29 protein-coding genes are annotated in these 24,893 nt (G+C 54.3%); 6 read left to right on the top strand and 23 right to left on the bottom strand.

Features of this window, described 5'->3' with window-relative positions; all coding sequences use genetic code 11:
* Positions 1-112 precede the first annotated feature (112 nt).
* The gene (locus EVJ30_RS02115; protein ID WP_236634050.1) at positions 113-982 is read left to right on the top strand and encodes a DMT family transporter; all 870 of its coding nucleotides are present in this window, start codon (positions 113-115) and stop codon (positions 980-982) included.
* On the opposite strand, the gene EVJ30_RS02110 is transcribed toward EVJ30_RS02115, so the two are convergent.
* From EVJ30_RS02110 to EVJ30_RS02100, 3 genes are all read right to left on the bottom strand, one after another.
* A complete protein-coding gene (locus EVJ30_RS02110) occupies positions 977-2,365 on the bottom strand; it encodes an MATE family efflux transporter (protein ID WP_131458465.1) in 1,389 nt (462 codons plus the stop codon). The genes EVJ30_RS02115 and EVJ30_RS02110 overlap by 6 nt on opposite strands.
* Positions 2,366-2,446: 81 nt before the next feature.
* The gene (locus tag EVJ30_RS02105; protein WP_131467885.1) at positions 2,447-3,700 is read right to left on the bottom strand and encodes a peptidase U32 family protein; all 1,254 of its coding nucleotides are present in this window, start codon (positions 3,698-3,700) and stop codon (positions 2,447-2,449) included.
* A gap of 10 nt (positions 3,701-3,710) precedes the next feature.
* Positions 3,711-4,613: a peptidase U32 family protein gene (locus EVJ30_RS02100; protein ID WP_131467883.1), complete on the bottom strand. Its 903-nt coding sequence runs from the start codon at positions 4,611-4,613 to the stop codon at positions 3,711-3,713.
* Between the two features lie 146 nt (positions 4,614-4,759).
* On the opposite strand from EVJ30_RS02100, the gene EVJ30_RS02095 reads away from it, so the two are divergent.
* Entirely contained in the window at positions 4,760-5,557 is a 798-nt protein-coding gene (locus EVJ30_RS02095) for an SDR family NAD(P)-dependent oxidoreductase (RefSeq protein ID WP_070327908.1), read from the top strand.
* Between the two features lie 59 nt (positions 5,558-5,616).
* On the opposite strand, the gene EVJ30_RS02090 is transcribed toward EVJ30_RS02095, so the two are convergent.
* Genes EVJ30_RS02090 through rnz form a run of 7 tightly spaced genes read right to left on the bottom strand, consistent with a single transcriptional unit; the run spans position 5,617 to position 10,278 of the window.
* Positions 5,617-5,958 (bottom strand): hypothetical protein, encoded by a 342-nt coding sequence (locus EVJ30_RS02090; protein ID WP_236634049.1) that lies wholly within the window; start codon positions 5,956-5,958, stop codon positions 5,617-5,619.
* Between the two features lie 17 nt (positions 5,959-5,975).
* Positions 5,976-6,521, bottom strand: a complete 546-nt coding sequence (locus EVJ30_RS02085) for a hypothetical protein (protein ID WP_131458471.1) — start codon at positions 6,519-6,521, stop codon at positions 5,976-5,978.
* The gene (locus EVJ30_RS02080; protein ID WP_131467880.1) at positions 6,494-7,456 is read right to left on the bottom strand and encodes an ATP-binding cassette domain-containing protein; all 963 of its coding nucleotides are present in this window, start codon (positions 7,454-7,456) and stop codon (positions 6,494-6,496) included. The genes EVJ30_RS02085 and EVJ30_RS02080 overlap by 28 nt, the downstream gene beginning before the upstream one ends.
* Positions 7,416-8,063, bottom strand: coding sequence for a hypothetical protein (locus EVJ30_RS02075; RefSeq protein ID WP_236635530.1), 648 nt, complete (start codon positions 8,061-8,063; stop codon positions 7,416-7,418). The genes EVJ30_RS02080 and EVJ30_RS02075 overlap by 41 nt, the downstream gene beginning before the upstream one ends.
* 7 nt (positions 8,064-8,070) lie before the next feature.
* Positions 8,071-8,466: a DUF4430 domain-containing protein gene (locus tag EVJ30_RS02070; RefSeq protein WP_236635965.1), complete on the bottom strand. Its 396-nt coding sequence runs from the start codon at positions 8,464-8,466 to the stop codon at positions 8,071-8,073.
* A gap of 14 nt (positions 8,467-8,480) precedes the next feature.
* Complete coding sequence (locus tag EVJ30_RS02065; RefSeq protein WP_131467874.1) at positions 8,481-9,371, bottom strand: hypothetical protein; 891 nt, start codon at positions 9,369-9,371, stop codon at positions 8,481-8,483.
* A gap of 1 nt (position 9,372) precedes the next feature.
* Positions 9,373-10,278 (bottom strand): ribonuclease Z, encoded by a 906-nt coding sequence (gene rnz, locus EVJ30_RS02060; RefSeq protein WP_131467872.1) that lies wholly within the window; start codon positions 10,276-10,278, stop codon positions 9,373-9,375.
* 74 nt (positions 10,279-10,352) lie between these two features.
* On the opposite strand from rnz, the gene EVJ30_RS15260 reads away from it, so the two are divergent.
* Entirely contained in the window at positions 10,353-10,526 is a 174-nt protein-coding gene (locus EVJ30_RS15260) for a hypothetical protein (RefSeq protein WP_173647369.1), read from the top strand.
* 45 nt (positions 10,527-10,571) lie between these two features.
* Here EVJ30_RS15260 and EVJ30_RS02055 read toward each other — a convergent pair whose 3' ends face one another.
* The gene (locus tag EVJ30_RS02055) at positions 10,572-11,702 is read right to left on the bottom strand and encodes a M20/M25/M40 family metallo-hydrolase (RefSeq protein WP_131467870.1); all 1,131 of its coding nucleotides are present in this window, start codon (positions 11,700-11,702) and stop codon (positions 10,572-10,574) included.
* 171 nt (positions 11,703-11,873) lie between these two features.
* Complete coding sequence (locus EVJ30_RS02050; RefSeq protein WP_131467868.1) at positions 11,874-12,872, bottom strand: aromatic acid exporter family protein; 999 nt, start codon at positions 12,870-12,872, stop codon at positions 11,874-11,876.
* 67 nt (positions 12,873-12,939) lie between these two features.
* Here EVJ30_RS02050 and EVJ30_RS02045 point away from each other — a divergent pair, with 67 nt between their 5' ends.
* Both EVJ30_RS02045 and fadH read left to right on the top strand, forming a co-directional pair.
* The gene (locus tag EVJ30_RS02045) at positions 12,940-14,022 is read left to right on the top strand and encodes an N-acetylglucosaminidase (RefSeq protein WP_236635532.1); all 1,083 of its coding nucleotides are present in this window, start codon (positions 12,940-12,942) and stop codon (positions 14,020-14,022) included.
* An 88-nt stretch (positions 14,023-14,110) separates the two neighbouring features.
* A complete protein-coding gene (gene fadH, locus EVJ30_RS02040; RefSeq protein ID WP_201738404.1) occupies positions 14,111-14,881 on the top strand; it encodes a 2,4-dienoyl-CoA reductase in 771 nt (256 codons plus the stop codon).
* Between the two features lie 33 nt (positions 14,882-14,914).
* Here fadH and EVJ30_RS02035 read toward each other — a convergent pair whose 3' ends face one another.
* From EVJ30_RS02035 to EVJ30_RS02000, 8 genes are all read right to left on the bottom strand, one after another.
* Positions 14,915-15,502 carry an HD domain-containing protein gene (locus EVJ30_RS02035; RefSeq protein WP_131458503.1) on the bottom strand — a complete coding sequence of 196 codons (588 nt, stop codon included), beginning with the start codon at positions 15,500-15,502 and terminating at the stop codon, positions 14,915-14,917.
* Entirely contained in the window at positions 15,502-16,176 is a 675-nt protein-coding gene (locus tag EVJ30_RS02030; RefSeq protein ID WP_071397698.1) for a metal-dependent hydrolase, read from the bottom strand. The genes EVJ30_RS02035 and EVJ30_RS02030 overlap by 1 nt, the downstream gene beginning before the upstream one ends.
* Positions 16,177-16,214: 38 nt before the next feature.
* Positions 16,215-16,937 (bottom strand): amino acid ABC transporter ATP-binding protein, encoded by a 723-nt coding sequence (locus EVJ30_RS02025; protein ID WP_070327076.1) that lies wholly within the window; start codon positions 16,935-16,937, stop codon positions 16,215-16,217.
* A complete protein-coding gene (locus tag EVJ30_RS02020) occupies positions 16,934-17,593 on the bottom strand; it encodes an amino acid ABC transporter permease (protein ID WP_201738347.1) in 660 nt (219 codons plus the stop codon). Before EVJ30_RS02020 ends, EVJ30_RS02025 begins: the two co-directional genes overlap by 4 nt.
* 56 nt (positions 17,594-17,649) lie before the next feature.
* Entirely contained in the window at positions 17,650-18,441 is a 792-nt protein-coding gene (locus EVJ30_RS02015) for a transporter substrate-binding domain-containing protein (protein ID WP_131458483.1), read from the bottom strand.
* Positions 18,442-18,623: 182 nt separating this feature from the next.
* Positions 18,624-18,965 carry a DUF952 domain-containing protein gene (locus EVJ30_RS02010; RefSeq protein ID WP_131458485.1) on the bottom strand — a complete coding sequence of 114 codons (342 nt, stop codon included), beginning with the start codon at positions 18,963-18,965 and terminating at the stop codon, positions 18,624-18,626.
* Between the two features lie 59 nt (positions 18,966-19,024).
* Positions 19,025-19,453 carry a BrxA/BrxB family bacilliredoxin gene (locus EVJ30_RS02005; protein WP_070327072.1) on the bottom strand — a complete coding sequence of 143 codons (429 nt, stop codon included), beginning with the start codon at positions 19,451-19,453 and terminating at the stop codon, positions 19,025-19,027.
* A 34-nt stretch (positions 19,454-19,487) separates the two neighbouring features.
* The gene (locus tag EVJ30_RS02000) at positions 19,488-20,672 is read right to left on the bottom strand and encodes a class I SAM-dependent methyltransferase (RefSeq protein WP_070327071.1); all 1,185 of its coding nucleotides are present in this window, start codon (positions 20,670-20,672) and stop codon (positions 19,488-19,490) included.
* Positions 20,673-20,771: 99 nt separating this feature from the next.
* Here EVJ30_RS02000 and EVJ30_RS01995 point away from each other — a divergent pair, with 99 nt between their 5' ends.
* Entirely contained in the window at positions 20,772-21,548 is a 777-nt protein-coding gene (locus EVJ30_RS01995; RefSeq protein ID WP_131467862.1) for a sporulation protein, read from the top strand.
* 41 nt (positions 21,549-21,589) lie between these two features.
* Here EVJ30_RS01995 and EVJ30_RS01990 read toward each other — a convergent pair whose 3' ends face one another.
* From EVJ30_RS01990 to EVJ30_RS01980, 3 genes are read right to left on the bottom strand one after another with little or no spacing between them, the layout of a single operon-like run.
* Complete coding sequence (locus tag EVJ30_RS01990) at positions 21,590-22,903, bottom strand: dihydrolipoamide acetyltransferase family protein (RefSeq protein ID WP_131467860.1); 1,314 nt, start codon at positions 22,901-22,903, stop codon at positions 21,590-21,592.
* An 11-nt stretch (positions 22,904-22,914) separates the two neighbouring features.
* Positions 22,915-23,892 carry an alpha-ketoacid dehydrogenase subunit beta gene (locus tag EVJ30_RS01985; RefSeq protein ID WP_070327068.1) on the bottom strand — a complete coding sequence of 326 codons (978 nt, stop codon included), beginning with the start codon at positions 23,890-23,892 and terminating at the stop codon, positions 22,915-22,917.
* Positions 23,892-24,890, bottom strand: a complete 999-nt coding sequence (locus tag EVJ30_RS01980) for a thiamine pyrophosphate-dependent dehydrogenase E1 component subunit alpha (protein WP_070327907.1) — start codon at positions 24,888-24,890, stop codon at positions 23,892-23,894. The genes EVJ30_RS01985 and EVJ30_RS01980 overlap by 1 nt, the downstream gene beginning before the upstream one ends.
* Positions 24,891-24,893: the final 3 nt, after the last annotated feature.

The following is a 24,893-nucleotide window of genomic DNA, read 5'->3' as shown; positions in this document are numbered from 1 at the left end:
GTTGTCGTTCGAACGATCTCGTCGAAACGACACTTTCGAAAAAGAATGTTTTTTCTCGTATGTTTCATTATATCATTAGAGGAATATGTACAAAACCAAAGGGGGATGCCTGTTGTCTTATTTAATTTTATTTGCCGCCGTCTTTTTCCTGTCGACGAGCGTCTTGTTCGTCAAATGGACGTCCGCTCCGGCGGAGACGGCCGCTTTCTACCGCATGCTGTTCTCGAGCCTCATGTTGTTACCGTTTCTCGATTACCGCTCGCTCTTCTCGTTACGCTCGAACACCCGCTACGCGATCTTGCTCAGCGGGACGCTCCTCGCCTTCCATTTCTGGCTCTGGTTTTTATCGCTCGACTACACGACCGTCGCGAGTTCGACGTTGTTCGTGACGTCGAGCCCGATTTTCGTCCTCATCGGGAACGCCCTGTTCTTTAAAAAACATCCGACCCGAAAAGGTTTGGCATTTGCACTCGTCGCCGTCCTCGGCGGCATGCTCGTCGCGGCCGGTGATATCCAAATCGGTCGCGACGCGCTCTACGGGGATGTGCTCGCGCTTCTCGCCGCCTTGTTGATCGCCGGCTACTGGCTCGTCGGTCAACACATTCGGACCGAGATGAAGACGAACGACTACTCGTTCAGCGTCTATTTCGTCGCCACGTTCGTTCTCGGTTTCATGTTGCTCGTTCGGGACACGACGTTCGTCGGCTTCGAAGGAGTGAATTGGTGGTATTTCATCGCCCTCGCCTTCTTCCCGACGCTCCTCGGCCATAACTTGTTCAACTACGCCCTCGCCCGCGTCAGTGCGACCGTCGTCAGCATCACCATTCTCGGCGAGGCGCTCTGGGGCATGCTATTCGGCTTCGTCTTCTTCGAGGAACGGCTCGGCGTGATGCAATGGATCGGCGCGGCCGTTTTGCTCGGTGGGATTTACTTGTTCCTAAAAGAAGACGCCCGTTCAACAAGAACGGACGTCGTTTCATAAATTGGTCGCTTTCGCTTTCGCTTCCACCTCATCTTCTGACGGACGGAACAGCAGTTTCCGGTCCCAAATCGCCATGCCGATCGCTGTCAGGAAGGTCAAGCCGTCGGCGATTGGGAAGGCGAGCCACACACCGAACACACCGAAGAAGTTCGGTAAGATAAAGACGAGCGGAATCGTATAAAGCGTCTGCCGAGACAACGACAAGAACATCGCGACCCGGGCTTTCCCGAGTGATTGATAGATGCCGTTGACGAGCATTTGGACGCTCGTTAAGAACGAGACAGCGAACAGGACATGAATCGCCGTCACCCCGCCAGCAATCAAGTTCGCGTCGGACGTGAACATGCGCATGAGCGGTTCTGGGAACAGCTGGAGCGTCAGCCAGATGAAGACCGCAATCGCGATCCCAGCCCGTAGCGCCGTCCAAATCGTCTCGCGCATCCGCTCGAACTGTCGCGCCCCGAAGTTATAGCCGACTATCGGTTGCATGCCTTGGACGATGCCCATGATCGGCATTCCGACGAGCGCCATGAACTTATTCAAAATGGCGAACGTGGCCAATTCTTGGGTCCCACCATACGTCCCGAGCATGATGTTGACGAAGACGAACAAGATCGATTGCGACACCATCATGACGAACGAGGATGACCCGATTGCCATAATCTCCTTCAATTCGCCGAACCGCAGCCGAAACTTCCGCCATTGGAAGTCGAGCTCGGTTCGGCGATTTTTTGCGAAAAAGAAGCGTAACATGAGCACCGACCCGACGACTTGAGCGAGTGCCGTCGACCAGGCCGCCCCGTAAATACCCCATCCGAACGTGAAGATGAACAGCGGCGTCGACACCAAGTTGACGACGACGGTCGTGAGCATCACTTTCATCTGATAAGGTGCCTGTCCTTCGGCCCGTACCATCGCGCTCGCCGCGAGCGTGAACATGAAGAACGGCGAACTGATCAGCGTGACCGATAAGTATTGACGACTCAATTCCATGATCTCCGACGTCGCCCCGAACACGGTCAAGATCGAATCGAGCATGAAGATGGCCGAACTGACCGCGAACGCGGCGAACACACCAACGAGCACGAGCACGTTCATGAACGTGACGGCGGCACCGGCGTCGTCTCCTTTGCCGAGTTTCCGCGAACTGATCGAGGCCCCGCCGAGACCGACCGCACTCGAGACGGCCATCAGAATCATTTGAATCGGGAACGCGATCCCGATCGCGGCCACCGCAGCCGGTCCGATGCCACGCGAGACGAAAATCGTGTCAATTATATTATAGAGCGCCGTCACCAGCATACCGATCATCGCCGGCAGCGACAGCTTAAACAGCAGGCGTCCGATCGGATCGGTCCGAAGTTGCTCCGTGTTCTGATTCATCCTTTCATCCCCTTTTTCGTATATGTTAATAGGGTAGCAAGATTGGATGGAACGGTCGACTATGTTGCCTTGCCGGATGTGTCAACGGGCACTCGAAGCGGGAACTTTCACTGCTGCCGCTTTTCGTTTTCGCATGATGAAGTCGGTCGCGACAGGTTGGTCGACTTTGACGCGTACCGTCATCATCGCCTGGTTCGCCGTCTCGAGCGGCATCCCGGTCTCATCGAACAACTCGTCGATCCGTTGCGTGAAGCGGACGAACCCGGGACCAAAGAATTCGACTTCTTCTCCGCGGCGGAAATGGTTACGCTGCTCGAGCGTCGCCATGCCTGTCGACGCTTCATACGAGATGACGCGCGCTGCGAACGCATATTGCGGGATGGCGCGCGGCTTGCCGAACAGTTGCTCTTTCTCGGTCGGGATGCCGTAATAGAACCCGCTCGCGAGCTCTCGTTGCGCTGCTTTCCAAATCTCTTCTTCCCATGCCGGGTCGAAGACGAATCCTTCAGGATCCCCGCAGTAGGCGTCGATGACTTGACGATAGACGTTACAGACGGTCGCTACGTAATGGATCGATTTCATCCGTCCCTCGACTTTCAAGCTATCGACGCCGGCATCGACCAAATCGGGTATGTGCCGGACCATCGCAAGATCGACCGAACTCATCGAGAACGGTTCCTCATCGCGCGCTGCCATGTCGTCTGTCAACAGCTCATCCGCCTCGAAGAAGCCGTATTTCCAGCGGCACGACTGGGCACAGCCGCCGCGGTTCGCATCGCGGAGCGCCATATGGTTCGACAGCGTGCAACGTCCCGAGTAGGAGATACACATCGCGCCATGGACGAACGCCTCGATCTCGACGTCGACTTGACGTTTCATCTCTTTGATCTCTTCCATCGACACTTCACGGGCGAGGACGATTCGCTCTAGCCCTTCCTCTTGCCAAAAACGGAGCGTCTCGTAGTTCGTCGCCGACGCCTGCGTCGATAAATGGACCGGAAGACCGGGCGCGTCCGTGAGACAGACCTCGATCATGGCCGGGTCCGAGACGATGACGGCGTCGATGCCGATGTCACGGAGTCGACAGAAGAAATCGCCCGCGCCATCGATATCCCCTTCATGGGTCACCATGTTCGCGGCGACATACACTTTCGCCCCGCGCGCGTGCGCGAAAGCGACGCCTTCGGCCATCTCCTCGTATCCGAAGTTACCGGCCCGCGAGCGGAGCCCGAACTGTTGACCACCGATAAAGACCGCATCGGCCCCGTAGAGAATCGCCATCTTTAATTTTTCTAAGTTTCCTGCCGGAGCTAGTAGTTCTGGACGTTTTTTCATCTTGATCCCCTCACTTGATCTCTTCTGGATTTCGTAACAACAGTCCGGTCCCAAGCCGGAATTGTTCAGGTTGGAGTTCGGCGAGACGCCGTTCCATGAGCGTGCGGTCGAACTGGCCGTTCAACAAATCCGATCGGGCTTTGTCGAACAGACGGACGATGTCGACGAACGCGTCCCCGGCATGCCACCCTTCGAGTTTCCACGTATGCAGTCCGCCTTTTAAGAGCGCCGGCAATTGACCCATGAGCGTCAAATCTTCGGAGAAGACGTGCGTCCCGTTGTCGTCTTGGTAGACGGGATAGCGACTGTCCGCATCAGACGGTTCGCTCATATAGTACTCGCGCACTTCCGCCTCCTCTCTCGACCGGCCGATCTCATTGAAATAGTTCGTCAATAGCGGTCGTTTCGAGTGATGGATACATGTTGGTCCGTACACTTGAACCTCGACGGGGAGCCCGATCTGCTGTTGAATCATCCCGAGTTCGGTCAGTGTCACTTCACGGGCCGCGACTGCCCCGATGGCGTCGCGCTTACCCCAAAATTGAATGTGTCGCGCCGACGTGACGAGCGTTTGAGCATCGTACCAATAGGGGATATTGGCATTACGGATCAAGCGGATGGCACCTGGGTCGCCCGCCGTCACACTGTCGATCCCGATTTGCTTGAGCGTGTGTAAATAATCCGGTAACGCCTCGATTTGATCGTTATGCATCAAATTATTGACGGCGACCGTCACTTCTTTGCCGTAACGATGGGCGAGCGCTGTGACTTCTCTCACAGCCGGTAACGACCAGTCGCCTTTATGGCGTAACCCGTATTTCGATTCTCCGATATAAATGCGGTCGGAGCCCGCCATGATCAGCGCCTCTGCTTGGTCGACGCTTTGTGCCGTAGTCACTAGCTGAATCATCATTTCGCTTCTTCTCCTGACTTTGTGAGTCTAATCACATATTCTTGATATACTTTAGCACACGTTCAAGCGTGTCGACGAAGCAGGAATTTAACAACTGGTGAAGAAATCAGTAACAATGTATGACTTTTTAATCGAAGGAGTGGACGATTTTGACAAAAACAGCCTTGATTACCGGTGCCTCGACTGGCATCGGTCTAGATCTCGCCGTCTTAGCGGCCCGAGATGGATTTGACTGTATTCTCGTAGCTCGTAGCGAGCCACGGTTACATGAACTCAAAAAAGTACTTGAAAAACGATACACAATTAACGTGCACGTGTTCGCCCTCGACCTATCTGAACACAACGCCGTGAAGCGGTTGACGAACGCGATTGACGATGCCGGGCTCACGGTCGATTTTTTAATCAATAACGCTGGTTTCGGTACAGCCGGCGAGTTTATCGAGCTCGATGCGGAAACCGAGGCCGAAGAGGTCCGGTTGAATGTCAACGCCTTGACCGAGTTGACGAAAGCGTACTTGCCTGACATGGTCGCCCGCAATCACGGCTACGTCTTAAACGTCGCCTCTGTCGCCGCATTCCAGCCGGGACCGTATATGGCCGTCTATTACGCGACGAAAGCGTACGTCTTATCACTCACAGAAGCGCTCCATGCCGAGACGAAAGGCACAGGCGTAAACGTCAGCGTCCTTTGCCCGGGTCCGACCGACACCGGTTTCTTTAACCGGGCCGGCAGCGAAATGATGGTATCGAAAATGCCGTCTCATCTCGTCGCTTTCTTCGGTTATAAGGGCGTCATGAAAAATAAACGGGTCATCATCCCGGGCTTGTCGAACCAAGCGCTCGTCGGACTCGCGAAAATTATGCCGCGAGCTGTCAGTCTCGAAATTTTACGTCGATTCCAAAAACCGACAGATGCCTCGGTCGAACAGCTCCCGACATCTTGAACCTAAAAAAGCAGAGCGACTCAAACGTTTGAGTCGCTCTGCTTTTTTAGGTTGAGGAATCAGCCGCCATGGCGTGACAGCTGAATCAGACGTCGAATAAAGATAAAAGCTGGTATAACCGTCATGAGCGCCGTCGTGACGACGAGAGACCAGGCGAACACAGCTTCAAGTGTCGCCGCTCGGGCTCGCATCTCCTCGAGAAGATTGACGTTTTGAACGGACAAGACGATCATCAGTGCCGGCCAGACGCTCGAAGCGAGGATGCTCAACATCGCGTATCGTGTCCGAATGAGCCGACGCGACATCAAGAAGATATTGACGGCCATAAACAATAGTCCGATGAAGAGGAACAAACCGATTTCATACATATTGACGTATCCGCCCATGCTCAACCACCTCACTCGAGTAGTACTCATGTTTACCCGTCTTCGCGGACAAATATGCGAACGAATAAATCATGTAGGACGATCAAAAAGAAGACGTTTGCGATTCCGTGCGCCAAATCGAACGGCAAGCTAAGGATGAGCAATTTGATAAAGTCGGCTCCAATCACTTCCGCGAACGACAAGTTCGTCGTCCAGCCGAATAAAAAACCAGAGCCGAGCCCGATTGACCAAAGTAACATGCGCGACCGCAACAAGATCGGTCGTAACAAGTAAACGAGCGTGATCACGAGCAACCAACCGAGAAACTGATACAAAACGAACGGACCGAGGCCGAGTAAAAGTCCCGATAGAAGCGGGACGAATAAAGCGAGCATGCCTGCACTCGTCCATCCAAAATAGAGCGCGGTCAGCATCAATAGTGCGGTCGTCGGTTGCACGTTCGGGATGGCCATGAAAAGCCACCGTCCGATGACGGCGAGCGCGAGAAGCTGTGTCAATACGGAAATAGGTGACTTCGTCCGCTCAAACTTCGACAAAAGTGCGAATGCGGTTATGAGGGCGAGGACGTAAGTGACCATAACGTACTCCGATCCACGTACTGTTCGCGCGTGCCGTCAAACACGACCGCTCCGCTCGCCATACATAAGACATGACCTGCCGCCGCAATCAAGCGTTCATCGTGGGTCGCACATAAAACACGCGCCGTCTCGGCTTTTTGTACGATTGCCGCAACGAAGGCGTCGCGTTCGTTCTCCGACAGTCCGACCGTCGGCTCGTCGAGGACGATGAGTGACGACGTGGACGCGAGTACCGCCTGCAACTGTTCGACCCGTCGATTCAATGATTTTGGGAACGGCCCGTACTCGGGGTCTGCCGGAAGATAGAGCGGCCGCTCTGATAACTTCACTTTCCCGTATAACGGATGCAGGCTCTTCGCCATCAGTTCTAGGAGTGTCGACTTGCCACTGCCGTTCGTCCCGATGCACACGGTTAACCCTGGTCCGTCAGACCGATACGACACGTGTTCGACCGCGTAGGCGGGTTGCAACGGATGACGATAGGACACGTCTTTGACGTTAATCGATGCTTCACTAGACGACTTAACGACCGTGAACGCATGTGTTGCACCGCCTTCACGCGACCGGTCCGTATAAGCAACGCTAATCCCGAGCTGTCCTAGCCGCCGAAGTAGCATCGATAAGTGTTCGCTTCGGAATCGATCGAGATAACGGAACGGCTCGATGAGAACGAGCGCATCGGGATTTTCGCCGAGCACATGAGCGATTCGAACGAGCTGTTGTTCTCCGCTCGAGCATTCATCAAATCGTTTTTTGGACAGATGATCGATTTGTAAGAGCGCTGCCAGTTCGGCGCCGCGCATCGCATCATCACCGGCGAGCAGTGAGGCGACCGAACCGGCGAGCGGGTCATCGAGATTGACGATATGGGCCCGCTCTGAAGCGACCCACTCCTCAATTTGCTGACGTCCGTGCTCTGAGGATAACCAACGCATCTCGCACACCTCCTTTCGTCAAATACGGGTAAAGCAACCAGATGAGTGGTGACCACTTAAGCGCCGCCACAAAGCAAATAAACAGGATGAACAGATGAACGAGATCATCGCCTTGGAATGAACGTAGGCGCGGCAACGCGTAAACGGGTTCACGGCGCTGGCTGTCAATCCCGACGACGATCGCTTCTCGCCAGTCTTGTCGCTGGTGACTGCGGAGCGACAAACGGATGGCCCGTTCCATGGACGGGACGAGCGCCCAAGCACCGTATAGCAACCGGGTCGATTGCGGAAAGCGTCGCAAGAGCGGCAATAGCCGTTCTAATCGCATGAAACGGCTCGCCCAAACCATTCCGAATAAAAACGTCGCCAAGCGGACAATTTGGTCGCTGAGCGCACGGATGGAGACGTCCCACTGGAACAGGATCGGTGCGAGCGAGATCAGCGCGAACGCGACAAGCAGACCGAGCATCGCGACGGGAAAGCGCCGCTCCAACAGTAACAACCCGACCAGCCCGGCGAGCAGACTTAACGAACCGTTCACATGAATCAAGACGTACAGATGGACGAGTAGAAAGAAAAGGAGCGTGACAGCATGTCTACGCTCCAAATCCGCCTCATTCGAAGAAAGAAATCGCATCTTCTTCAAACCGCCATTGGATAATATCGGTGGACTCGACTTCTTTTGCAGCCGCCCCTTCATCGCCAGGGCTGCCGTTAAAGGCATACACCCAGCCAGATGACTGACCGGCCGATTTTTCTTGTATCCCACCGATTGCCGTGACGTAGGTCATCTCCCCGCTTCCGACAGAATCAATCGGTAATTCTGTCGCTTTGAGGGCATCGAGCACCGTCGCCCCATCCTCTAGGCAGACACTTTTCTCATGGTACAACGTCTCTTCCGTCGACGCGTCATAAACGGAAATCGTCGGTTCGACGTCACAAGACTCACTTTGTCCGTTCGACGTCTCTTCTCCGGCACAAGCTGCCAATAAAGGTATCATCACACTCATGATGAGCAATTTTTTCATTGATCCGTCAAATCCTCTCGTTGGTGGATGGAATAGTTGTAAAGAATCGTATATTTTTCGCCTGTCGCTCTGCCTTCACGGGTCAAACCGGTCAATTGAATACTGTTGGCGAGCACAGGTTCTCGCTGGAGCCAGAATTTGACGATTCGTCCGTCCCGGTTGATCATGAGCATCGCTTCGTTCTCGAACGTGTACATGTCGTACAGTCCATCAAATGAGAACTGTAAGAGCGGTGCCTCGACTTGTTTGGCAAAGTCTTCCCACACTGTCCCCCGTACGGCTTCGATCACGTGTTCGAAGTCGACGAGCTTCTCGAAAAAGGCTCGGCCAGAACCTTTGTTCATCTCATCGACTTGACGATATTCAAGTTCCCCTGAGTCGTCATAGTTGATGCGGATTTGCTGGAACGAGCTGTTGCGTTCGACCATGAGCAAATACTCGAGTGATTGCAGTTCACCGTCCCGGTCGACAATCATTTTGCTACGATCGAGCTTGATCACCTCGCCGTTGATCCGGCGTAAAATCGTATCTGTCATCCGGTCGAACGACTCGTCTTGCACCGACACCGGCCCGATTTGTTGAGATTCGGCCCGGAATTCGGATTGGTCGAACAAAGGTACGAACAGTAAAACGATGAAGAAGAAGAAGCCGACGAGCGCCCCGTACCATTTATACCGGCTGTTTCGTTTCGGAAAGAACAAGAATGACATCAAAAATCCGATTGGGATATGAAACCCGCCGATCGGAAACGAAACGATTCCGAGCAACGAGTAGAATAAGAACTTGGCGAAAAAGTTCGGTTCTGGCTCTTTCAACTGATTCAATCTTACACCTAGCAACATGCTGATGACGATGAAACCTAGCCAAACGTATAGTTGTATTGTCACATCAATCCCCCACTATAAACTCGGAAAAGTCGGTTGCCACATGGCTATCCGCAAACCCAGACACGACCTCGGCCTCAAATTCTGCTTCCCGGCCTTGGTAGCGGGCTGAGATATGGGTGACGATCAATCGGCCCGCGCCCGCCTTGTTCGCGAGCATTGCAGCTTCGATCGTCGTCGAGTGACCGTACTGTCTCGCAAGTTTTGACTCCCCTTGCATAAACGTCGCCTCGTGGACGAGGACGTCGGCAGCTTGTGCGAGCACGAATGCATTCTCGCACGGAGTCGTATCCCCTAAGATGGCGACGATCGCTCCACGGACCGATTCTGTGACATATTCTTTAGACGCGTATGTTTTCCCTGCAAATTCAAACGTGTCTGCTTGTTTGATTGTCCGATAGATTGGACCGCTCGGAATACCGAGTGCTCTCACTTTGTCGACGAGGAGCGTCCCCGGACGCGCCGGTGCCTCGATGCGAAACCCGTAAGATGGAAAGCGATGCGCGAGCTTCCGCACCGTGACGAGGTGACCGTCTTGCTCGAACGTGTCCCCGTCCTCATATTCGACAATCGTCAGGTCATAGCCTAAATATGAACCGGTCAGTTTCAACGTCAGCTCGAGCCATTGCTTGATGCCACGCGGCCCGTACAGCGTGAGCGGATCCTTTCCGTCGAGGGCGGAACGCGTCGATAAGAAACCTGGCAACCCGAAGACATGGTCCCCGTGTAGATGCGTGATCCAAACAGCCGATACTTTTCGCGGTTTGATCGTGGTATGGAGAATCTGGTGCTGGGTCGCCTCCCCGCAATCGATCAGCCACGTCTGTTTAGGCAATGTGAGTGCGAGCCCGGAAACGTTCCGTTGTTTCGAAGGCATGCCTGAACCAGTTCCTAAAAAATGTAACTTCATAAATATATTTGTCCTTTCTGCTAGCCTAATCCATGCTATACTTGAGTCACTCGTTGAAAAGGATGTGATCCGTGATGAATAAAGTTGAACATTCCGACGCTTTGTATGAAGTAATTCGGGAACGAGCGACTTCAATGAATCGCAAACACCAACAAGAAGCAGGCACCTCGATCCGAATTCACGACATAGCGACCGAACTTCACTGCTCAGACGAACTCGTTTTAGAATCGTTGGAGTTCGCCGCATAAACACACGAACACATAGGAAGAGCCGACTTAGCGTCGGCTCTTTTTTTAGTTTGTTTCCGGTGTTGCGACTTGCCCGACAATTTCAACAACGAGTTCAATCAACTTATACAGTTCGACGAGCGGCATGCGTTCGTTCGTCGTATGGATTTCTTCATACCCGACCGCAAGGTTAACCGTCGGAATTCCTCCACCGGCGATCACGTTCGCATCCGAGCCCCCGCCCGAATGAAGGATACGAATCGGACGTCCAATTGCTGTCACGGCTGACTTCGCCACTTCGACGACCTCGTCGCCTTCTTCGAACTTGAAGCCCGGGTACATGATGTCAATCTCGACTTCAGCACGACCGCCGTGCGTCTCAGCCGCTTCGATATACGCTTGTTTCATCGCTTCGGCTTGCGCTTCCATCTTATCGTGGATAAGCGAACGGGCCTCGGCGAGCACTTCGACGTAATCACAGACGATATTCGTCGCGCGGCCGCCTTCGAAGCGTCCGATGTTAGCCGTCGTCTCTTCATCGATCCGGCCGAGCTTCATTTTTGCGATCGCTTTCGCTGCGATTTGAATCGCCGAGACGCCTTTTTCTGGGGCGACGCCGGCGTGGGCCGTCTTCCCGTAAATTTTCGCGTTCACTTTTGCTTGGGTTGGAGCTGCCACGATAATATCGCCGACCGATCCGTCCGAGTCGAGTGCGAAACCGAATTTCGCATCGATTTTCGAGAGGTCGAGCACTTTCGCACCGACGAGACCCGATTCTTCACCGACCGTGATGACGAACTGGATCTGACCGTGTGGGATCGCCTCCTCTTTCAAGACCCGAACGAGTTCGATCATCGCCGTAAGCCCCGTCTTGTCATCGGCACCGAGAATCGTCGTCCCGTCCGTGACGATATAACCGTCTTTAATACTCGTTTTGATGCCTTTACCTGGTGTGACCGTATCCATGTGGGCCGTGAAGTAAATCGGGTCAACGCCCTGTTTCGTCGCAGCCAACGTGACGATAAGATTGTTTCCTGAATGTGCAGTTTTTGTCGATGCGTCGTCTTCGTAGACGTCACATCCGAGTTCTGTGAAGACCGACTTTAAATGCTCACAGATGACTGCTTCTTCTTTTGTCTCTGAATCGATGCTGACCAACTGTAAAAATGTGTCCAGCACACGTGTCTCGTTTACCATAAAAACATCCCTCCATCCAAACATTTCTTGGTCATTATAACAAACTCATGTCGTTTGCACGAACCTTTTCCATTCTGTACAATGAGGTCAAACACGTTTTGGAGGATCCTCATGAGAAAAAAACAACAGAAACGACAACGCATCATTCAAATCGGCGTCGTCGTCATCGTATCAATCTTCTTGCTTAGCACGTTTTTGTCGGGGATGGCCATGTTCCTGTAACAGGAGAATGTACCGTTCTTTCAAGATCAAGTAACTCTTCACATCTGACAAAATATTGAGCAGCGACGAGCGTACCTCAAATTCCTCACGCGATGTGGGGAGAGGTACGTTTTTTCGATAATGGTCGATGATGTCCTCGAGCTCGCGAAGAAACGCCGAGGCGTCAGCCTGCTCGTTGACGTTGTCGCCGACGCGGCGTAAAAACGCGGCGACGGGTTTCGCCTCATTGACGACCATCGTGATTTCCCGCGCATTATCAGCAATCCGCTTCAAAATATCGTACTGGCGCTCGCGCATCCGAAAGTATAGATAGTCCATGTCTTCGTTGCGCTTCCCGATCGAGTTTCCCATCCGGCGGAGCGCCAAGTCTTTCCCGTTCTTTAAATAGTCACGCGTCTTCAACAGCATCATCGAATGGTTATTGTACACACCGGTCTCGACACAGGCTGCGACGTCATAGAAGTGGACCGCGAGCGCCCGGTTGATACTCTCTTTAATGCGCTCGATGTCTTTATCGAGCGTCGGCATATACATGTTAACGACGAGCCCGACGCCAACCCCGATCGCGATCAACAGGAGTTCGTTCAAGAACAAGTCGAGCGAGAACCGTCCTTCGGTGTACAGATGGGTCAAGATGACGACACTCGTGATCATGCCGTCCTGCAGTTTGAGCTGTTGAACGAGCGGGATGAACATGACAAAATAAAGTGTGAGCGTCGCCGGCGAATAGCCAAGTAACGTGAACATCAACGCGCCCATCCCGATGGCGAGCAAGCTTGCCATGACACGTTCATATGAGGCCCGGAATGACTTCTTGCGCGTCTCTTGGATGCTGAGGATGGCGATGATGGCCGCGAAGACGTAGTAATCGAGATCGATCGTCTCAGCGATGAGCATCGCGATCCCCGCCGCGACCGCCGTCTTTAACGTACGTGTACCAATTTTCATATCATTCCCTCCTCTCATACAAAATTGTTTACTAGTTTTCTCTGTTTGGCAATCCTCAAGTTTGGAAGTGATCCTATTGAAGAAAAAACAACGACGCCGGCTCTTGCCCGCCCTGCTCACCTTAGCACTTGCCATCTTCGGCTTTCTTTGGTTACAAGAGCGGGGCAATGGGACGTACACCGTCGAGACGTTCGCTGATGGTGACGTCTCGTCCCGTCACTTCGAGTCGCTCGCTGAAGCCCGCACCTACATGGAACGCGGCGACAATCGCGCCTTGCTCGGCCCGTCCGGCGAAGTCATCGACTTTACCGGTACCGGGATCGCCGTCACGCCGACCGACCGGGTCACGAACCTGTATAAAGATGCCGAGTTCAAGGAGCGGCAGTCGTACGTCGCCGGCGGCACCCGGCTTAGGCTCGTCGGAAAGGGTTCCGACCATTTGCGAGTCACCATCTCCGGTGCCGACGTGTACGTACCGCTGGCCGACATGACGCTCTACCCGGACGCCGTCGTCGAGAAACGCGGCTATTACGAGATGCGGGACGGACAAGTACTCCATACCGTCGAAGCGAACGGGAACTTGGCTGGGACGTTTTTGGTCGGACCGGCCCCGCAGGAAGCGTCGGACCGGTTTTATACCGAAAACGTCCGGGACGTCTTCGATTCACCGTACCAATTCGCCTCGATTCAGTCCAAATCCCCGTACTCGGCCCGCGAACTCGATCAATTTCTTGCCACGCTCGGTGACAGTCCGCTCACCGGAAAAGGTGATGCGTTCAAGGACGCTGAAGCCGCGTTCGGTATTAACGCCCTGTTCTTACTCGCCGTCGCCGGTCACGAATCGGGATACGGGACGTCCGCGATCGCCCGCGATAAAAATAATCTCTTCGGGTTCAAAGCGACGGATGACGACCCGAGCGGAAACGCCTCGACGTTCGCTTCAGTCGAGGCGAGTGTCGATGCTGCGGCCCGCTTGTTCGCCGAGAAGTATGTGACCGGATCGTACGACCGCGGCCCGTTCCCCGGCAACAAACAGGAAGGTGTCAACGTCTTCTACGCCTCGGATCCGTATTGGGGCGAGAAAGTCGCCGGGACGATGTATCGCATCGACCGCGAGCTCGGATTAAACTATTTGAAACAGCTCCAGTGACGGCCAAACGGCCGTCGTTTTTTTTGCAGGAATCCCTAGAGTCAAACCCGAATACTAAAAATGAACGACCATTCATTCAAAGGGGGAGATTCATTTGAAAACGATTTGGATTACCGGAGGTTCGTCCGGCATGGGGAAAGCGATGGCGCTAAAATTTAAAACCGAAGGCTGGAACGTCGCCATCAGCGGCCGTAACGAGGAGCGCCTGCAAGAAACGATGGCTGAACTCGAGGCGATCGGTGCGGGACAAGCGTTACCCGTCCAACACGACGTCCGCGATTACGAGGCGTGCGCCCAAGCGCTCGATCAGATTGTCGAACGATTCGGTCCGGTGCATGCGCTCGTCAATAACGCCGCCGGCAATTTCGTCTGTCCGATGCTCGATTTGACACCGAACGGTTGGACGAGTGTCATCGACATCGTCTTGAACGGCACGTTCAACTGTACGCACGTCCTCGGAAAGCACTGGGAGCGCGAACAACTACGTGACGGCTCGATCATCAACATGGTCGCGTCGTACGCGTGGCAGGCGGGTGCTGGTGTCGCACCAAGCGCCGCCGCTAAAGCAGGCGTCCTGAACTTGACCCGGACGCTCGCCGTCGAATGGGGCTATCAGTTCGGGGCCCGCGTGAACGCGATCAGCCCGGGGCCGATCGAACGGACCGGCGGGGCCGACAAACTCGCCGTCCACGTCAAAGAAGTCGAACGCATCCGCCGCAACGTCCCGCTCGGCCGCTTCGGGACACCGGAAGAGATCGCCGACCTCGCTTTCTGGATGACGTCGGATGAGATGCGTTACTTGAACGGTGAATGCATCTCGCTCGACGGCGGGCATTGGCTCAATAAACATCCATTTTAACGCCAAACGGCCGAGGATCCCTCCTCGGCCGTTTTACATATCTTCGCCAACCCATTCCGCCTCGAACCGCTTCAAGAAAGACGTCATGAACGCGTGACGGTCGCGGGCGATCGCTTTCGCCCGGTCCGTATGCATCCCGTCCGCGAGCAAGAGCAGTTTGTCACTAAAATGCGCGATGGCGCTCGACGGGTCATCCGGATCATAGAGTGGTGTCCCGCGTGATCCGGCATACTGGAACGTCCTGGCGATGCCGATCGCACCGACCGCATCGAGCCGGTCCGCGTCTTGAATGATCGCACTCTCGAGCGTCGTCGGCAGTCTGCCTTGCGAGAACGATGTCTCCGCGATGACGGCGAGTACGTGGTCCGTCTGGCTTGTACTGAGGGCGATCGTCTCGAGATGATGTCGGACGAGCCCTTTGGCTCGACCGAGTTTCGCGTCCTCGACGTCATGAAGCAGTGCCGCGAGTGTGACGACGAGCGGGTCGACCGCCATCCCTTCAGCGAGATGTTCGGCGAGCCGACGCACCCGTTCGAGATGACTCACGTCATGCCCGGTATGATCCCCGGTATGAAGCTTCGTCACGAAACGTTCAGTAGCTTGAATCGCTTGACGCGTCATCAAATCTCGATCGTCGTGTTCGGTTCGATCAACAGACCGCGCTGATGTAACTGGTCACAGAAAGCACGTGCATCTTGTTTGATCGGTGGGAACGTATCGAAATGGATCGGGACGATTCGTTTCGCCTGCAGCCAATGGGCGGCATCGAGCGCGTCAACCGGCCCCATCGTGAAGTTGTCCCCGATCGGCAGGAAGGCGACGTCGATCTCGAACCGTTCACCGTACAGTTTCATGTCCGAGAACAATGCCGTATCACCCGCATGGTAAAGCGTCAGCGAGTTCGTCTCGATGATGAAGCCCCCCGGCATCCCCATATAGACCGGGACGTCGCCCATGTCAAGGCTCGAGCTGTGGAACGCCTGCGTCATCGTCACACGGCCGAACGGGAAGGAATACCCGCCCCCGATGTTCATGCCGTGGACCGAATAGCCTTTTTTCTCGTAATAGGTCGCGAGTTCATGTGTCGCGACGATCGTCGCGCCCGTTTCCTTTGCGATCAGTTCGACGTCCTCGATATGGTCGAAATGCGCGTGCGTCAACAAGATGTAGTCGGCTTTCAATGTCGCCGGGTCGACGTCTGTATGCGGGTTACTCGTCAAAAACGGATCGATCAAGACGCTCATTTCGTCGATATCGAGCTGGACTGTCGCATGGCCATAGTAAGTGATCTTCATTCGAACCCTCCCTTTCTAGTGTCAGATGGAACGTGTCATCACAAGACTTTTTCTAAGAACCGTTTGGCCCGGTCCGTCTGCGGGTTGAGGAGCAGGTCGGCCGGTTTGCCTTCCTCCATCAAGATGCCTTCATCAAGGAACAGGACACGGTCAGCCACTTCACGGGCAAAGCCCATCTCGTGCGTGACGACGACCATCGTCATCCCTGAATCGGCGAGTCCTTTCATGACGTCGAGCACTTCATTGACCATCTCTGGGTCGAGCGCCGACGTCGGCTCGTCAAACAGCATGACGTTCGGCTCCATGGCAAGCGCCCGGGCGATCGCGACACGTTGTTTTTGTCCGCCTGACAACTGACTCGGATAAGCATCGATCTTCTCCGATAATCCGACACGCTCGAGCAACGTCTTCGCTCGTTCGATCGCTTCAGCCTTGCTGACTTTCAACACGTTGATCGGTGCGTACGTCAAGTTGTCGAGCACGTTCATATGCGGGAACAAGTTGAACTGTTGGAACACCATCCCGATATTTTGCCGTGCCTTCGAGACGTTGGCCCCTTTTTTCGTCAACTCGTATCCGGCGACGCTGACCGTTCCGCTTGTCGGCACTTCGAGCATGTTCAAACAACGTAAGAACGTCGACTTACCGGAACCCGACGGACCGATGACGGCGACGACTTCTCCTTTTTCAATCGAAGTCGTAATCCCTTTCAACACTTCAAGGTCACCGAACTGTTTGTATAAATCCTTTACTTGTATCATCTGCCATCACTCTTTCTTAACCGTTTTTCAAGACGTTGACCAAAGTATGTCAACACCATTACTATCGTAAAGTATATCACACCGGCGAACAGGAGCGGTTCGAAGTAGATCGCCTTCTGTCCTCCGACGATTTGGGCCCGGCGCATAATATCGAGGACGCCGACCGTCGAGACGAGTGCCGACTCTTTCGTGAGCGTGATCATCTCGTTGACGAGTGCAGGCAAGATGTTTTTAAACGCCTGCGGCAAGATGATCGAGCGCAGCTGTTTGACATAAGGGACACCGAGTGCGTCAGACGCTTCCCACTGGCCTTTGTCGACCGCTTGAATCCCGGCCCGAATGATCTCCGAGATGTACGCCGCCGAGTTGAGCGAGAAGGCGATGACGGCCGATTGATAAGGTGTCGTGATAAAGCCCGTCAACTGCGGCAAGCCGAAGTGGATGATGGCGAGTTGCAAGATGAGCGGTGTTCCCCGGAACACGGCCGTGTAGGCGTGTCCGATGAAGTTGACGAGACGGTTCGGCACAATCTTGAACGTGGCCACGACGACACCGAACGTGATCCCGAACAGCGCCGAGACGAGCACGACTTGGAACATGACCGGGATCCCTTCAAGAATATACGGCATAGAATCATAAATCCGACTAAAATCCATTATAAGTTCCTCCTAAAAAAGGCTGACTGATGTTTTCAGTCAGCCTTGATCCATAATTATTCAGCTGGTGCTGCTTCTTCTTCGAACCATTTTTGAGCTAACTTCTCGATTTCTCCTGATTCGATCAATTTGTTCAACTCTTCGTTGAATTGATCGCGGAGCTCATCGTCTTTACGGAAAGCCGCGGCCGAGCCGGCTTCTTCTTCGTCAACGATTTCAAACGTCGATAGCTCGCTGTCTTGGTCGAGGTACTTCTTCGCGACCGTGTCTTCGATGACCATTGCGTCGATGCGGCCTGTCTTGATCTCTTGAATGATCTCAGGGATCTTGTTCAAGGCGACGATTTCCGCGCCAGGGATCTGGTCTTTGGCAATCCCTTCTTGGATCGAACCGAGCTGGACGCCGACTTGTTTCCCGTCTAGGTCTTCAAGCGTTTGAATCGCGTCGCCTTTTGATAGAATCAAGTTTTTCGCCGTGAAATAAATATCTGTGAAATCAGCGTTCTCTTTCCGCTCTTCAGTCGGCGTCATACCCGCCATGACGAAATCGACGCGTCCGGCGTTCAAGGCCCCGAGCAAGCTACCGAAGTCCATATCTTCTATTTTCAATTCATAGCCCATGTTGTCGGCCACTTGTTTGGCGATGTCGATATCGAATCCGACGATCTCGTCACCGCTCGCCGTATCGACGAACTCATAAGGGAAGTAATCCGCGCTCGTCCCCATGACGAGGACTTTGTCGTCTTCCTCATTCGTCGACGATGACCCGCCTTCATTGACGTCGGCGCCACAGGCGACCGAAAATGCAGCCAGTGCTGCGATACATAATGCTAGAAAACTTTTTTTCATGTTCATTTTCCCCTTTTCAATAAGATGGAATTGTCAGAACTTTAACAAAATTATGACATATTTGTTTTTCTGTCTCAATAGTTCTTCCGCTCTTCATATGTCTGACTTGTTCTTCAACCACTATATACACATAATTATTAATTGTAAAGTATATTCATGCATAAAATTCAAAAAAAATACGGTCACATCCGCTCGTAAGCGAAATACGTGACCGTACCGTTATCTGTCGACCCATAAGGTTGAACCCGTTTTACCGACGTGATCGGGATGGCGCTATATACGTGAGGATAGCGATCTCCGTCCTCATCTAGCTCGTAGTGGAGCAAGCTGCCGAGGCGGCTAATATGGAATGAGACGAGCACGACCCGCTCCCCGTGATAGTGACGCCTCGCGACTTTACTGATCTGTTGCGGGGTGCAGCAACGAACGTATCCTTCCGTTTGGAGCGATTCTTCGTTGATCTCACCTCGCGACAAGGCGATCGCATATTCCGCCTCACTCATGATTTTAACGACTGGTTCCATTCGATCGATCCCTTCTTAAGGAAAAGCGCAAAGGCAAAGCCTTTGCGCCCACACATTGATTACGCGTAATAAATATCGAACAACGTCTGTAACTGTTCGACGAGCTCTTCAGCCGTCGACGACTCGATCGTGCTCCGTTCGACCATCGTGACGATGTTTCCATCTTCGAGTAGCGCGATCGATGGTGACGACGGGGCGTACCCTTCGAAATACTCACGAGCCCGGTCCGTCGCTTCCCGGTCTTGTCCGGCGAAGACGGTGACGAACTGATCCGGTTTCGTGCCTTCCATCTTGTTCACATAGGCCGCGGCCGGACGAGCGATCCCACCGGCGCAACCACATACCGAGTTGACGAGCACGAGCGTCTTGCCTTCTTTTTTCAGTGCCGCATCGACTTCTTCCGGTGTCGTCAGTTCGGTGTATCCTGCTGCCCGTACCTCATTGCGTGCCTGTTCGACTACATCTTGAAAGTATAATTGAAAATCCATATTGTTTCCCCTTTCGACTTTCGTCTTATCTTTCTTATTTTACGTCTTGTGGATCGGTTAGGACAAGTCTATCGCTCAACTGACCTTCAAGGAACGGGTCCGCACCGAGTAACGACTTGAACGCTTTGTAGCGGACGCGCTGCTCTTCGGTCGCTTCGCGGTTCGTCAAATAGGCGCGAATCAAAATATTTTTTGGTGTATGTTCCATGTCGATAAATTCGAGCAACTGCGCTTCATAGCCGACGAGACCGAGCAGTTCGGCCCGGATCGAATCGGTGGCGAGCGCCGCGAACCGTTCCTTGACGAGGCCGTGTTGAAGCATGACGTCGAGGCTCGGCGCCTCGAGTTGCCGGTTCAGTTCTTTCTGGCAACACGGCACGCTCAAGATGACTTTCGCCCCCCAGCGGACCGCTCGCGCGAGCGCCATGTCGGTCGCGACGTCGCAGGCATGGAGCGTGACGACCATATCGACCGCCGACTCGCCTTCAAATTCATTGATGTCCCCAACGAGAAACTCGAGCCGCTCGTAGCCGAGGTCGCGGGCGATCCCGGCGCACTCCTCGATGACTTCCTTCTTCAAATCGAGCCCGGTGATGTGTACGTCATACCCTTTCATCTCATGCAAGAAATGGTACAAGGCGAACGTCAGATACGATTTGCCCGAACCGAAATCGAGAATCCGGACAGTCCGGTCGGTCGGGAGGTATTTGATCGAATCCTCGATGAACTCGAGGAACCGGTTGATTTGTTTAAACTTATCGTACTTCTGACGCTTCACTTTCCCATCTGCCGACTGGACGCCGAGGCGAATCAGGAACGGGACCGGCTCATCGACCGGCAGCACGTACTGCTTTTCGCGGTTGTGCGTCAGTTTCACTTGCTTCACGTCCGTTGGCCGCTCTTTATACGTCACTTTAAACTTTTTCGAGAGTTGGAAATGGAGCTCGGTCGCTTTCAGCTGAAACTGTCCTTGCCGGAAGTTTTCGAGCAGCTGTCCAAGCTCTGCGATCGCTTCTTCCGTACGTAAATTTTTATGTTTCATGACGCGCTCAAATTGGTATTCAAACTGTATGTGGTACTCATCTTTCAACAATACCGGCTTCAGTTTCACCCGGCGTAAATCGCTCGATTTTTGACGTGGTTGACTGATTGTCGCCGTCACGAGCTCCCCATCTTCGATCAGACCGTTGAGCCGTTCCATCAAATCTGTATATTCCACTTGATTCATCCTTTTTTTAAGTAGTTGCGAAACTTTTTAAACGTGCATCCGTACATACTATTACACGAACACGTGCAAACGTCAAAGGAGGATCACCATATGTTTAAAAAGTTACTTTCATCGATTGGAATCGGGGCCGCGACCGTCGATACGCGCCTTGCGGAGAACAGTTGTGTTCCCGGCGGTACGCTCGACGGGGTCGTCCACATCAAAGGCGGCAACGTCGAACAATCGGTCGACCGTATCTACATTTTCTTCAATACGCTCTACAAGCACGAGGTCAATGACAAGACGACCTATTCGACGTTCACGATCGAAAAAATCCTGTTGAACGAGGCCCCGTTCATGATCGGACCGGACGAAGTGAAAGAGATCCCGTTCACGATCGAGGTGCCGTTCAACACACCGATCTCCGTCAGCCAGTCGAAGACATGGATCGAGACCGGCCTCGATATCGCCCAAGCGGTCGACCCGAAAGACGAGGATTCGATTCTCGTCAAACCGAACCACAAGCAGCAAGTCATCCTCGACGTGCTCGACGATATCGGTTTCCGGTTGAAAAAAGCCGACACCGAGATGCTGCCGGCCAGACAGCGCTCGGGACGACTCCCGATCGCTCAAGAGCTCGAGTATTCGCCGAACGGCACAAGTTTCGGACGTCGGCTCGACGAACTCGAGGTCATCTTGCTCCAAGACGAGACGAGCCTCGACTTGTTGATCCAAGTCGACAAGAGCGTCCATAGTTTAGGCAGTCTATTCGCCGACTTAACCGGGACCGATGAGTCGACACATCGGCTCAGTTACTCACAGGCCGACTTATCTTCGCCCGAACGCATTCGCCGCGACATCGAGTCATTGATTGAACGGTCAATTTAACGAAAGGAGCCACGGACATGCGTCCGTGGCTCCTTTTTGGCTCAATAAAGTGTGTACGTGTTCGGGTCGATTGATTCGAGCGACTGTTTGATCGCCTGTAAAAACTGTCCGGCGACGAGACCATCGAGGACGCGGTGATCGACCGACATGCACAAGTTGACCATGTCGCGTGCCGCGAACATACCGTTCACCCAGACGGGACGTTTCACGATCGATTCGACCGAGAGAATCGCCGCTTGCGGGTAGTTCAAGATCGGGGCCGATTGGATTGATCCGAAAGCACCCGTATTGTTGATCGTGAACGTGCCGCCGCGCATCTCGTCGGCTTTCAAACGGTTCGCGCGGGCACGGCCGGCGACGTCTTGAAGCGCGACGGCGAGCCCTTTGATGTTCTTCTCGTCCGCATGCTTGATGACCGGGACGTAGAGCGCATCGTTCGCCGCGACGGCGACCGATAGATGGATATCTTTATGGACTTTGATATGGTCCCCGGCCCACTCCGAATTCATCATCGGATGTTTCTTCAGACCCTCGACCGCCGCCTTCATGAAGAACGGCATGAACGTCAACTTGACGCCTTCCCGTTCGAAGAACTCATCTTTCAATTTGGCGCGCGCCTCGACGAGGTTCGTCACGTCGACTTCGATCATGAGCCATGCGTGTGGTGCCTCGTGCTTCGAGCGGACCATGTTGCTCGCGATCGCTTGACGGACACCCGCCGTCGGGATCATCTCGATACGGTCTGACGATTCACTCGGTGTCGAAGCGGTCATTGGCGCGACGGACGGTTTCGTGACGGTTTCTGGCACATCGAGCTTCACTTGCGTCATCGTCTCTTGAACCGGTACTTGCGTCGCCGGTTCCGGTTGGCGCGGACGACCTTCCGATAAGTAACGAAGGACGTCTTTCCGCGTGATCCGGCCACCGAGTCCTGAGCCGTCGAGTTGATCCAAATCGATATCATTCTCACTCGCGAGACGGATGACGGCCGGTGAGAAACGCCCGTTCGCGCTTCTATTACGCGGCGGCGCGGAAACAGGAACGGTCGCGACGACCGCAGCCTGTTCCGGCTGCTTCGTGTCTTCAGTTGTCACTTCGGCGGGCTCATCGGTAGCGCTTGCGACTTCCATCGTCAAGACTGGTGTTCCGACGCTGACCGTATCGCCTTCACCAATCAACAGCTCTTTAATGATCCCAGCACTCGTCGCCGGGATCTCGGCCGTCACTTTATCGGTCATGACTTCAGCGAGTGGTTCATACTCTTCGACCCGGTCGCCCGGCTTGACGAGGAATGTCGTGATCGTCCCTTCGGTCACACTTTCCCCGAGTTGTGGCATTTTGATTGTCTGTTCCATGAGGCCCCTCCTTAAAACGCAGCGAGCTGACGGGCCCGCTCCGCAATTTTTTCAGGGGATACGATGAAATACTTCTCCATCGGTGGCGCGTATGGCATCGCCGGCACGTCCGGCCCTGCCAAGCGCTCGATCGGCGCATCGAGTTCAAACAGCGCTTTCTCGGCGATGATGGCTGCAACTTCCCCGATGATGCTACCTTCTTTGTTGTCTTCGGTCACGAGCAGGACTTTACCCGTCTTCTTAACGGCTTCGACGATCGCGTCTTGATCGAGCGGATAGACCGTGCGTAAATCCAAAATATGCGTGCTGATCCCTTCCGCCTCGAGCGTCTTCGCGGCTTCTTGGGCCATATGGACACAGAGGCCGTACGTGATGATCGTCACGTCGTCGCCTTCGCGTTTGACGGCGGCCTTGCCGATCTCGACCGTATAGTCGTCAGTCGGTAAGTCCGCCTTTAACAAGCGGTACGCCCGTTTATGCTCAAAGAAGAGGACAGGATCGTTCGAACGGATCGCCGCCTTGAGCAGTCCTTTGGCGTCGACCGGGTCGGACGGGATGACGACTTTCAAACCAGGCGTCGAGTTGAACATGCCCTCGACCGACTGTGAATGATAGAGCGCGCCATGGATCCCGCCCCCGAACGGCGCCCGGATGACCATCGGGCACGTCCAGTCATTGTTCGAGCGATAACGGATTTTCGCCGCCTCGGACACGATTTGGTTGACGGCCGGCATGATGAAGTCGGCGAACTGCATCTCGGCGATCGGCCGCATCCCATACATGGCCGCACCGATCCCAACGCCTGCGATCGCACTTTCAGCGAGCGGAGCATCGATGACACGGTCCTCACCATACTTTTCAATCAAGCCTTGCGTCGCCCGGAAGACACCACCGCGGACGCCGACGTCCTCACCGAGCACGAACACGTTCTCATCGCGTTCCATCTCTTCATGGATTGCTTCGTTGATCGCTTCAATAAACGTTTTCATCAGTTATCCCCCTCGTACACGTGGTCCATCGTCGATTCCGGTGACGCGTAAGGCGCCTTGTCGGCGTACGTCGTCGCTTCGTTCACTTCGACGTCGACTTTCGTCTCGATGTCTGTGAGTTCGGCCTCGGTTGCGACGCCATCTTCGAGCAATCGCTTCCGGAACAACTGGATCCCGTCGCGGTTTTTCAGTTCGGCGAGTTCTTCTGACGAGCGGTACGCCTTGTCATCATCATCCGACGAGTGCGGCACGAGCCGTTCGACTTCCGCCTCGATTAACGTCGGCCCTTCTCCGCGGAGTGCGCGGGCGCGGGCCTCTTTCACGGCGACGTAGACGGCGATCGGGTCTATCCCGTCAACCGTCACTCCTGGCATCCCGTATCCTTTCGCCCGGTCCGAGACGCGCTCGCAGGCGAGTTGCTTCGACAGCGGTACCGAGATCGCGTACTTGTTGTTCTCACAGAACAAAATGACCGGAAGCTTATGCACGCCGGCAAAGTTTGCCCCTTCGTGGAAGTCCCCTTGGTTCGACGAGCCTTCACCGAACGATACGAACGTGACGAGCTCTTCTTTTTTCAGTTTGGCCGCGAGTGCGACACCGACCGCATGCGGTACTTGCGTCGTCACCGGAGACGACCCCGTCACGATGCGAAGTTGTTTCGAGCCGAAGTGACCTGGCATTTGCCGGCCGCCCGAGTTCGGGTCTTCCGCTTTGGCGAACGCCGACAACATCAAGTCACGCGCCGTCTGACCGAAATGCAAGACGACGGCGACGTCCCGGTAGTATGGGAGAATGTAGTCGGTCCCTTTCTCGAGGGCGAACGCCGCCCCGACTTGGGCCGCTTCTTGTCCTTGACACGAGACGACGAACGGGATTTTCCCGGCTCGGTTCAATTTCCACATCCGTTCATCGATTTTACGGGCCCGGACCATCGTCTCAAACATCGCGGTGAGGTCTTGTTTCGACAAACCGAGCTCTTCATATGAATTCACAGTCATTTG

The sequence above is a fragment of the Exiguobacterium sp. SH5S13 genome (assembly GCF_004337085.1).
Lineage (GTDB): Bacteria > Bacillota > Bacilli > Exiguobacteriales > Exiguobacteriaceae > Exiguobacterium > Exiguobacterium aurantiacum_A.
The sequence above is the reverse complement of the archived record's forward strand: the minus strand, read 5'-3'. Positions and strand labels throughout refer to the sequence as shown.

Bases quoted from the DNA above. Each gene is read 5' to 3' on its own strand.
- EVJ30_RS02100 (WP_131467883.1), bottom strand. From the start codon at position 4,613: ATGATGATTCAGCTAGTGACTACGGCACAAAGCGTCGACCAAGCAGAG.
- EVJ30_RS02105 (WP_131467885.1), bottom strand. From the start codon at position 3,700: ATGAAAAAACGTCCAGAACTACTAGCTCCGGCAGGAAACTTAGAAAAA.
- EVJ30_RS02080 (WP_131467880.1), bottom strand. From the start codon at position 7,456: ATGCGTTGGTTATCCTCAGAGCACGGACGTCAGCAAATTGAGGAGTGG.
- EVJ30_RS02055 (WP_131467870.1), bottom strand. From the start codon at position 11,702: ATGGTAAACGAGACACGTGTGCTGGACACATTTTTACAGTTGGTCAGC.
- rnz (WP_131467872.1), bottom strand. From the start codon at position 10,278: ATGAAGTTACATTTTTTAGGAACTGGTTCAGGCATGCCTTCGAAACAA.
- EVJ30_RS02030 (WP_071397698.1), bottom strand. From the start codon at position 16,176: ATGAAGATCACTTACTATGGCCATGCGACAGTCCAGCTCGATATCGAC.
- EVJ30_RS02020 (WP_201738347.1), bottom strand. From the start codon at position 17,593: ATGGATTTTAGTCGGATTTATGATTCTATGCCGTATATTCTTGAAGGG.
- EVJ30_RS02025 (WP_070327076.1), bottom strand. From the start codon at position 16,937: ATGATACAAGTAAAGGATTTATACAAACAGTTCGGTGACCTTGAAGTG.
- EVJ30_RS01995 (WP_131467862.1), top strand. From the start codon at position 20,772: ATGTTTAAAAAGTTACTTTCATCGATTGGAATCGGGGCCGCGACCGTC.
- EVJ30_RS01980 (WP_070327907.1), bottom strand. From the start codon at position 24,890: ATGACTGTGAATTCATATGAAGAGCTCGGTTTGTCGAAACAAGACCTC.
- EVJ30_RS15260 (WP_173647369.1), top strand. From the start codon at position 10,353: ATGAATAAAGTTGAACATTCCGACGCTTTGTATGAAGTAATTCGGGAA.
- EVJ30_RS02005 (WP_070327072.1), bottom strand. From the start codon at position 19,453: ATGGATTTTCAATTATACTTTCAAGATGTAGTCGAACAGGCACGCAAT.
- EVJ30_RS02050 (WP_131467868.1), bottom strand. From the start codon at position 12,872: ATGAAAATTGGTACACGTACGTTAAAGACGGCGGTCGCGGCGGGGATC.
- EVJ30_RS01990 (WP_131467860.1), bottom strand. From the start codon at position 22,903: ATGGAACAGACAATCAAAATGCCACAACTCGGGGAAAGTGTGACCGAA.
- EVJ30_RS01985 (WP_070327068.1), bottom strand. From the start codon at position 23,892: ATGAAAACGTTTATTGAAGCGATCAACGAAGCAATCCATGAAGAGATG.
- EVJ30_RS02085 (WP_131458471.1), bottom strand. From the start codon at position 6,521: ATGGTCACTTACGTCCTCGCCCTCATAACCGCATTCGCACTTTTGTCG.
- EVJ30_RS02015 (WP_131458483.1), bottom strand. From the start codon at position 18,441: ATGAAAAAAAGTTTTCTAGCATTATGTATCGCAGCACTGGCTGCATTT.
- EVJ30_RS02035 (WP_131458503.1), bottom strand. From the start codon at position 15,502: ATGACGCGTCAAGCGATTCAAGCTACTGAACGTTTCGTGACGAAGCTT.
- EVJ30_RS02110 (WP_131458465.1), bottom strand. From the start codon at position 2,365: ATGAATCAGAACACGGAGCAACTTCGGACCGATCCGATCGGACGCCTG.
- EVJ30_RS02070 (WP_236635965.1), bottom strand. From the start codon at position 8,466: ATGAGTGTGATGATACCTTTATTGGCAGCTTGTGCCGGAGAAGAGACG.
- EVJ30_RS02010 (WP_131458485.1), bottom strand. From the start codon at position 18,965: ATGGAACCAGTCGTTAAAATCATGAGTGAGGCGGAATATGCGATCGCC.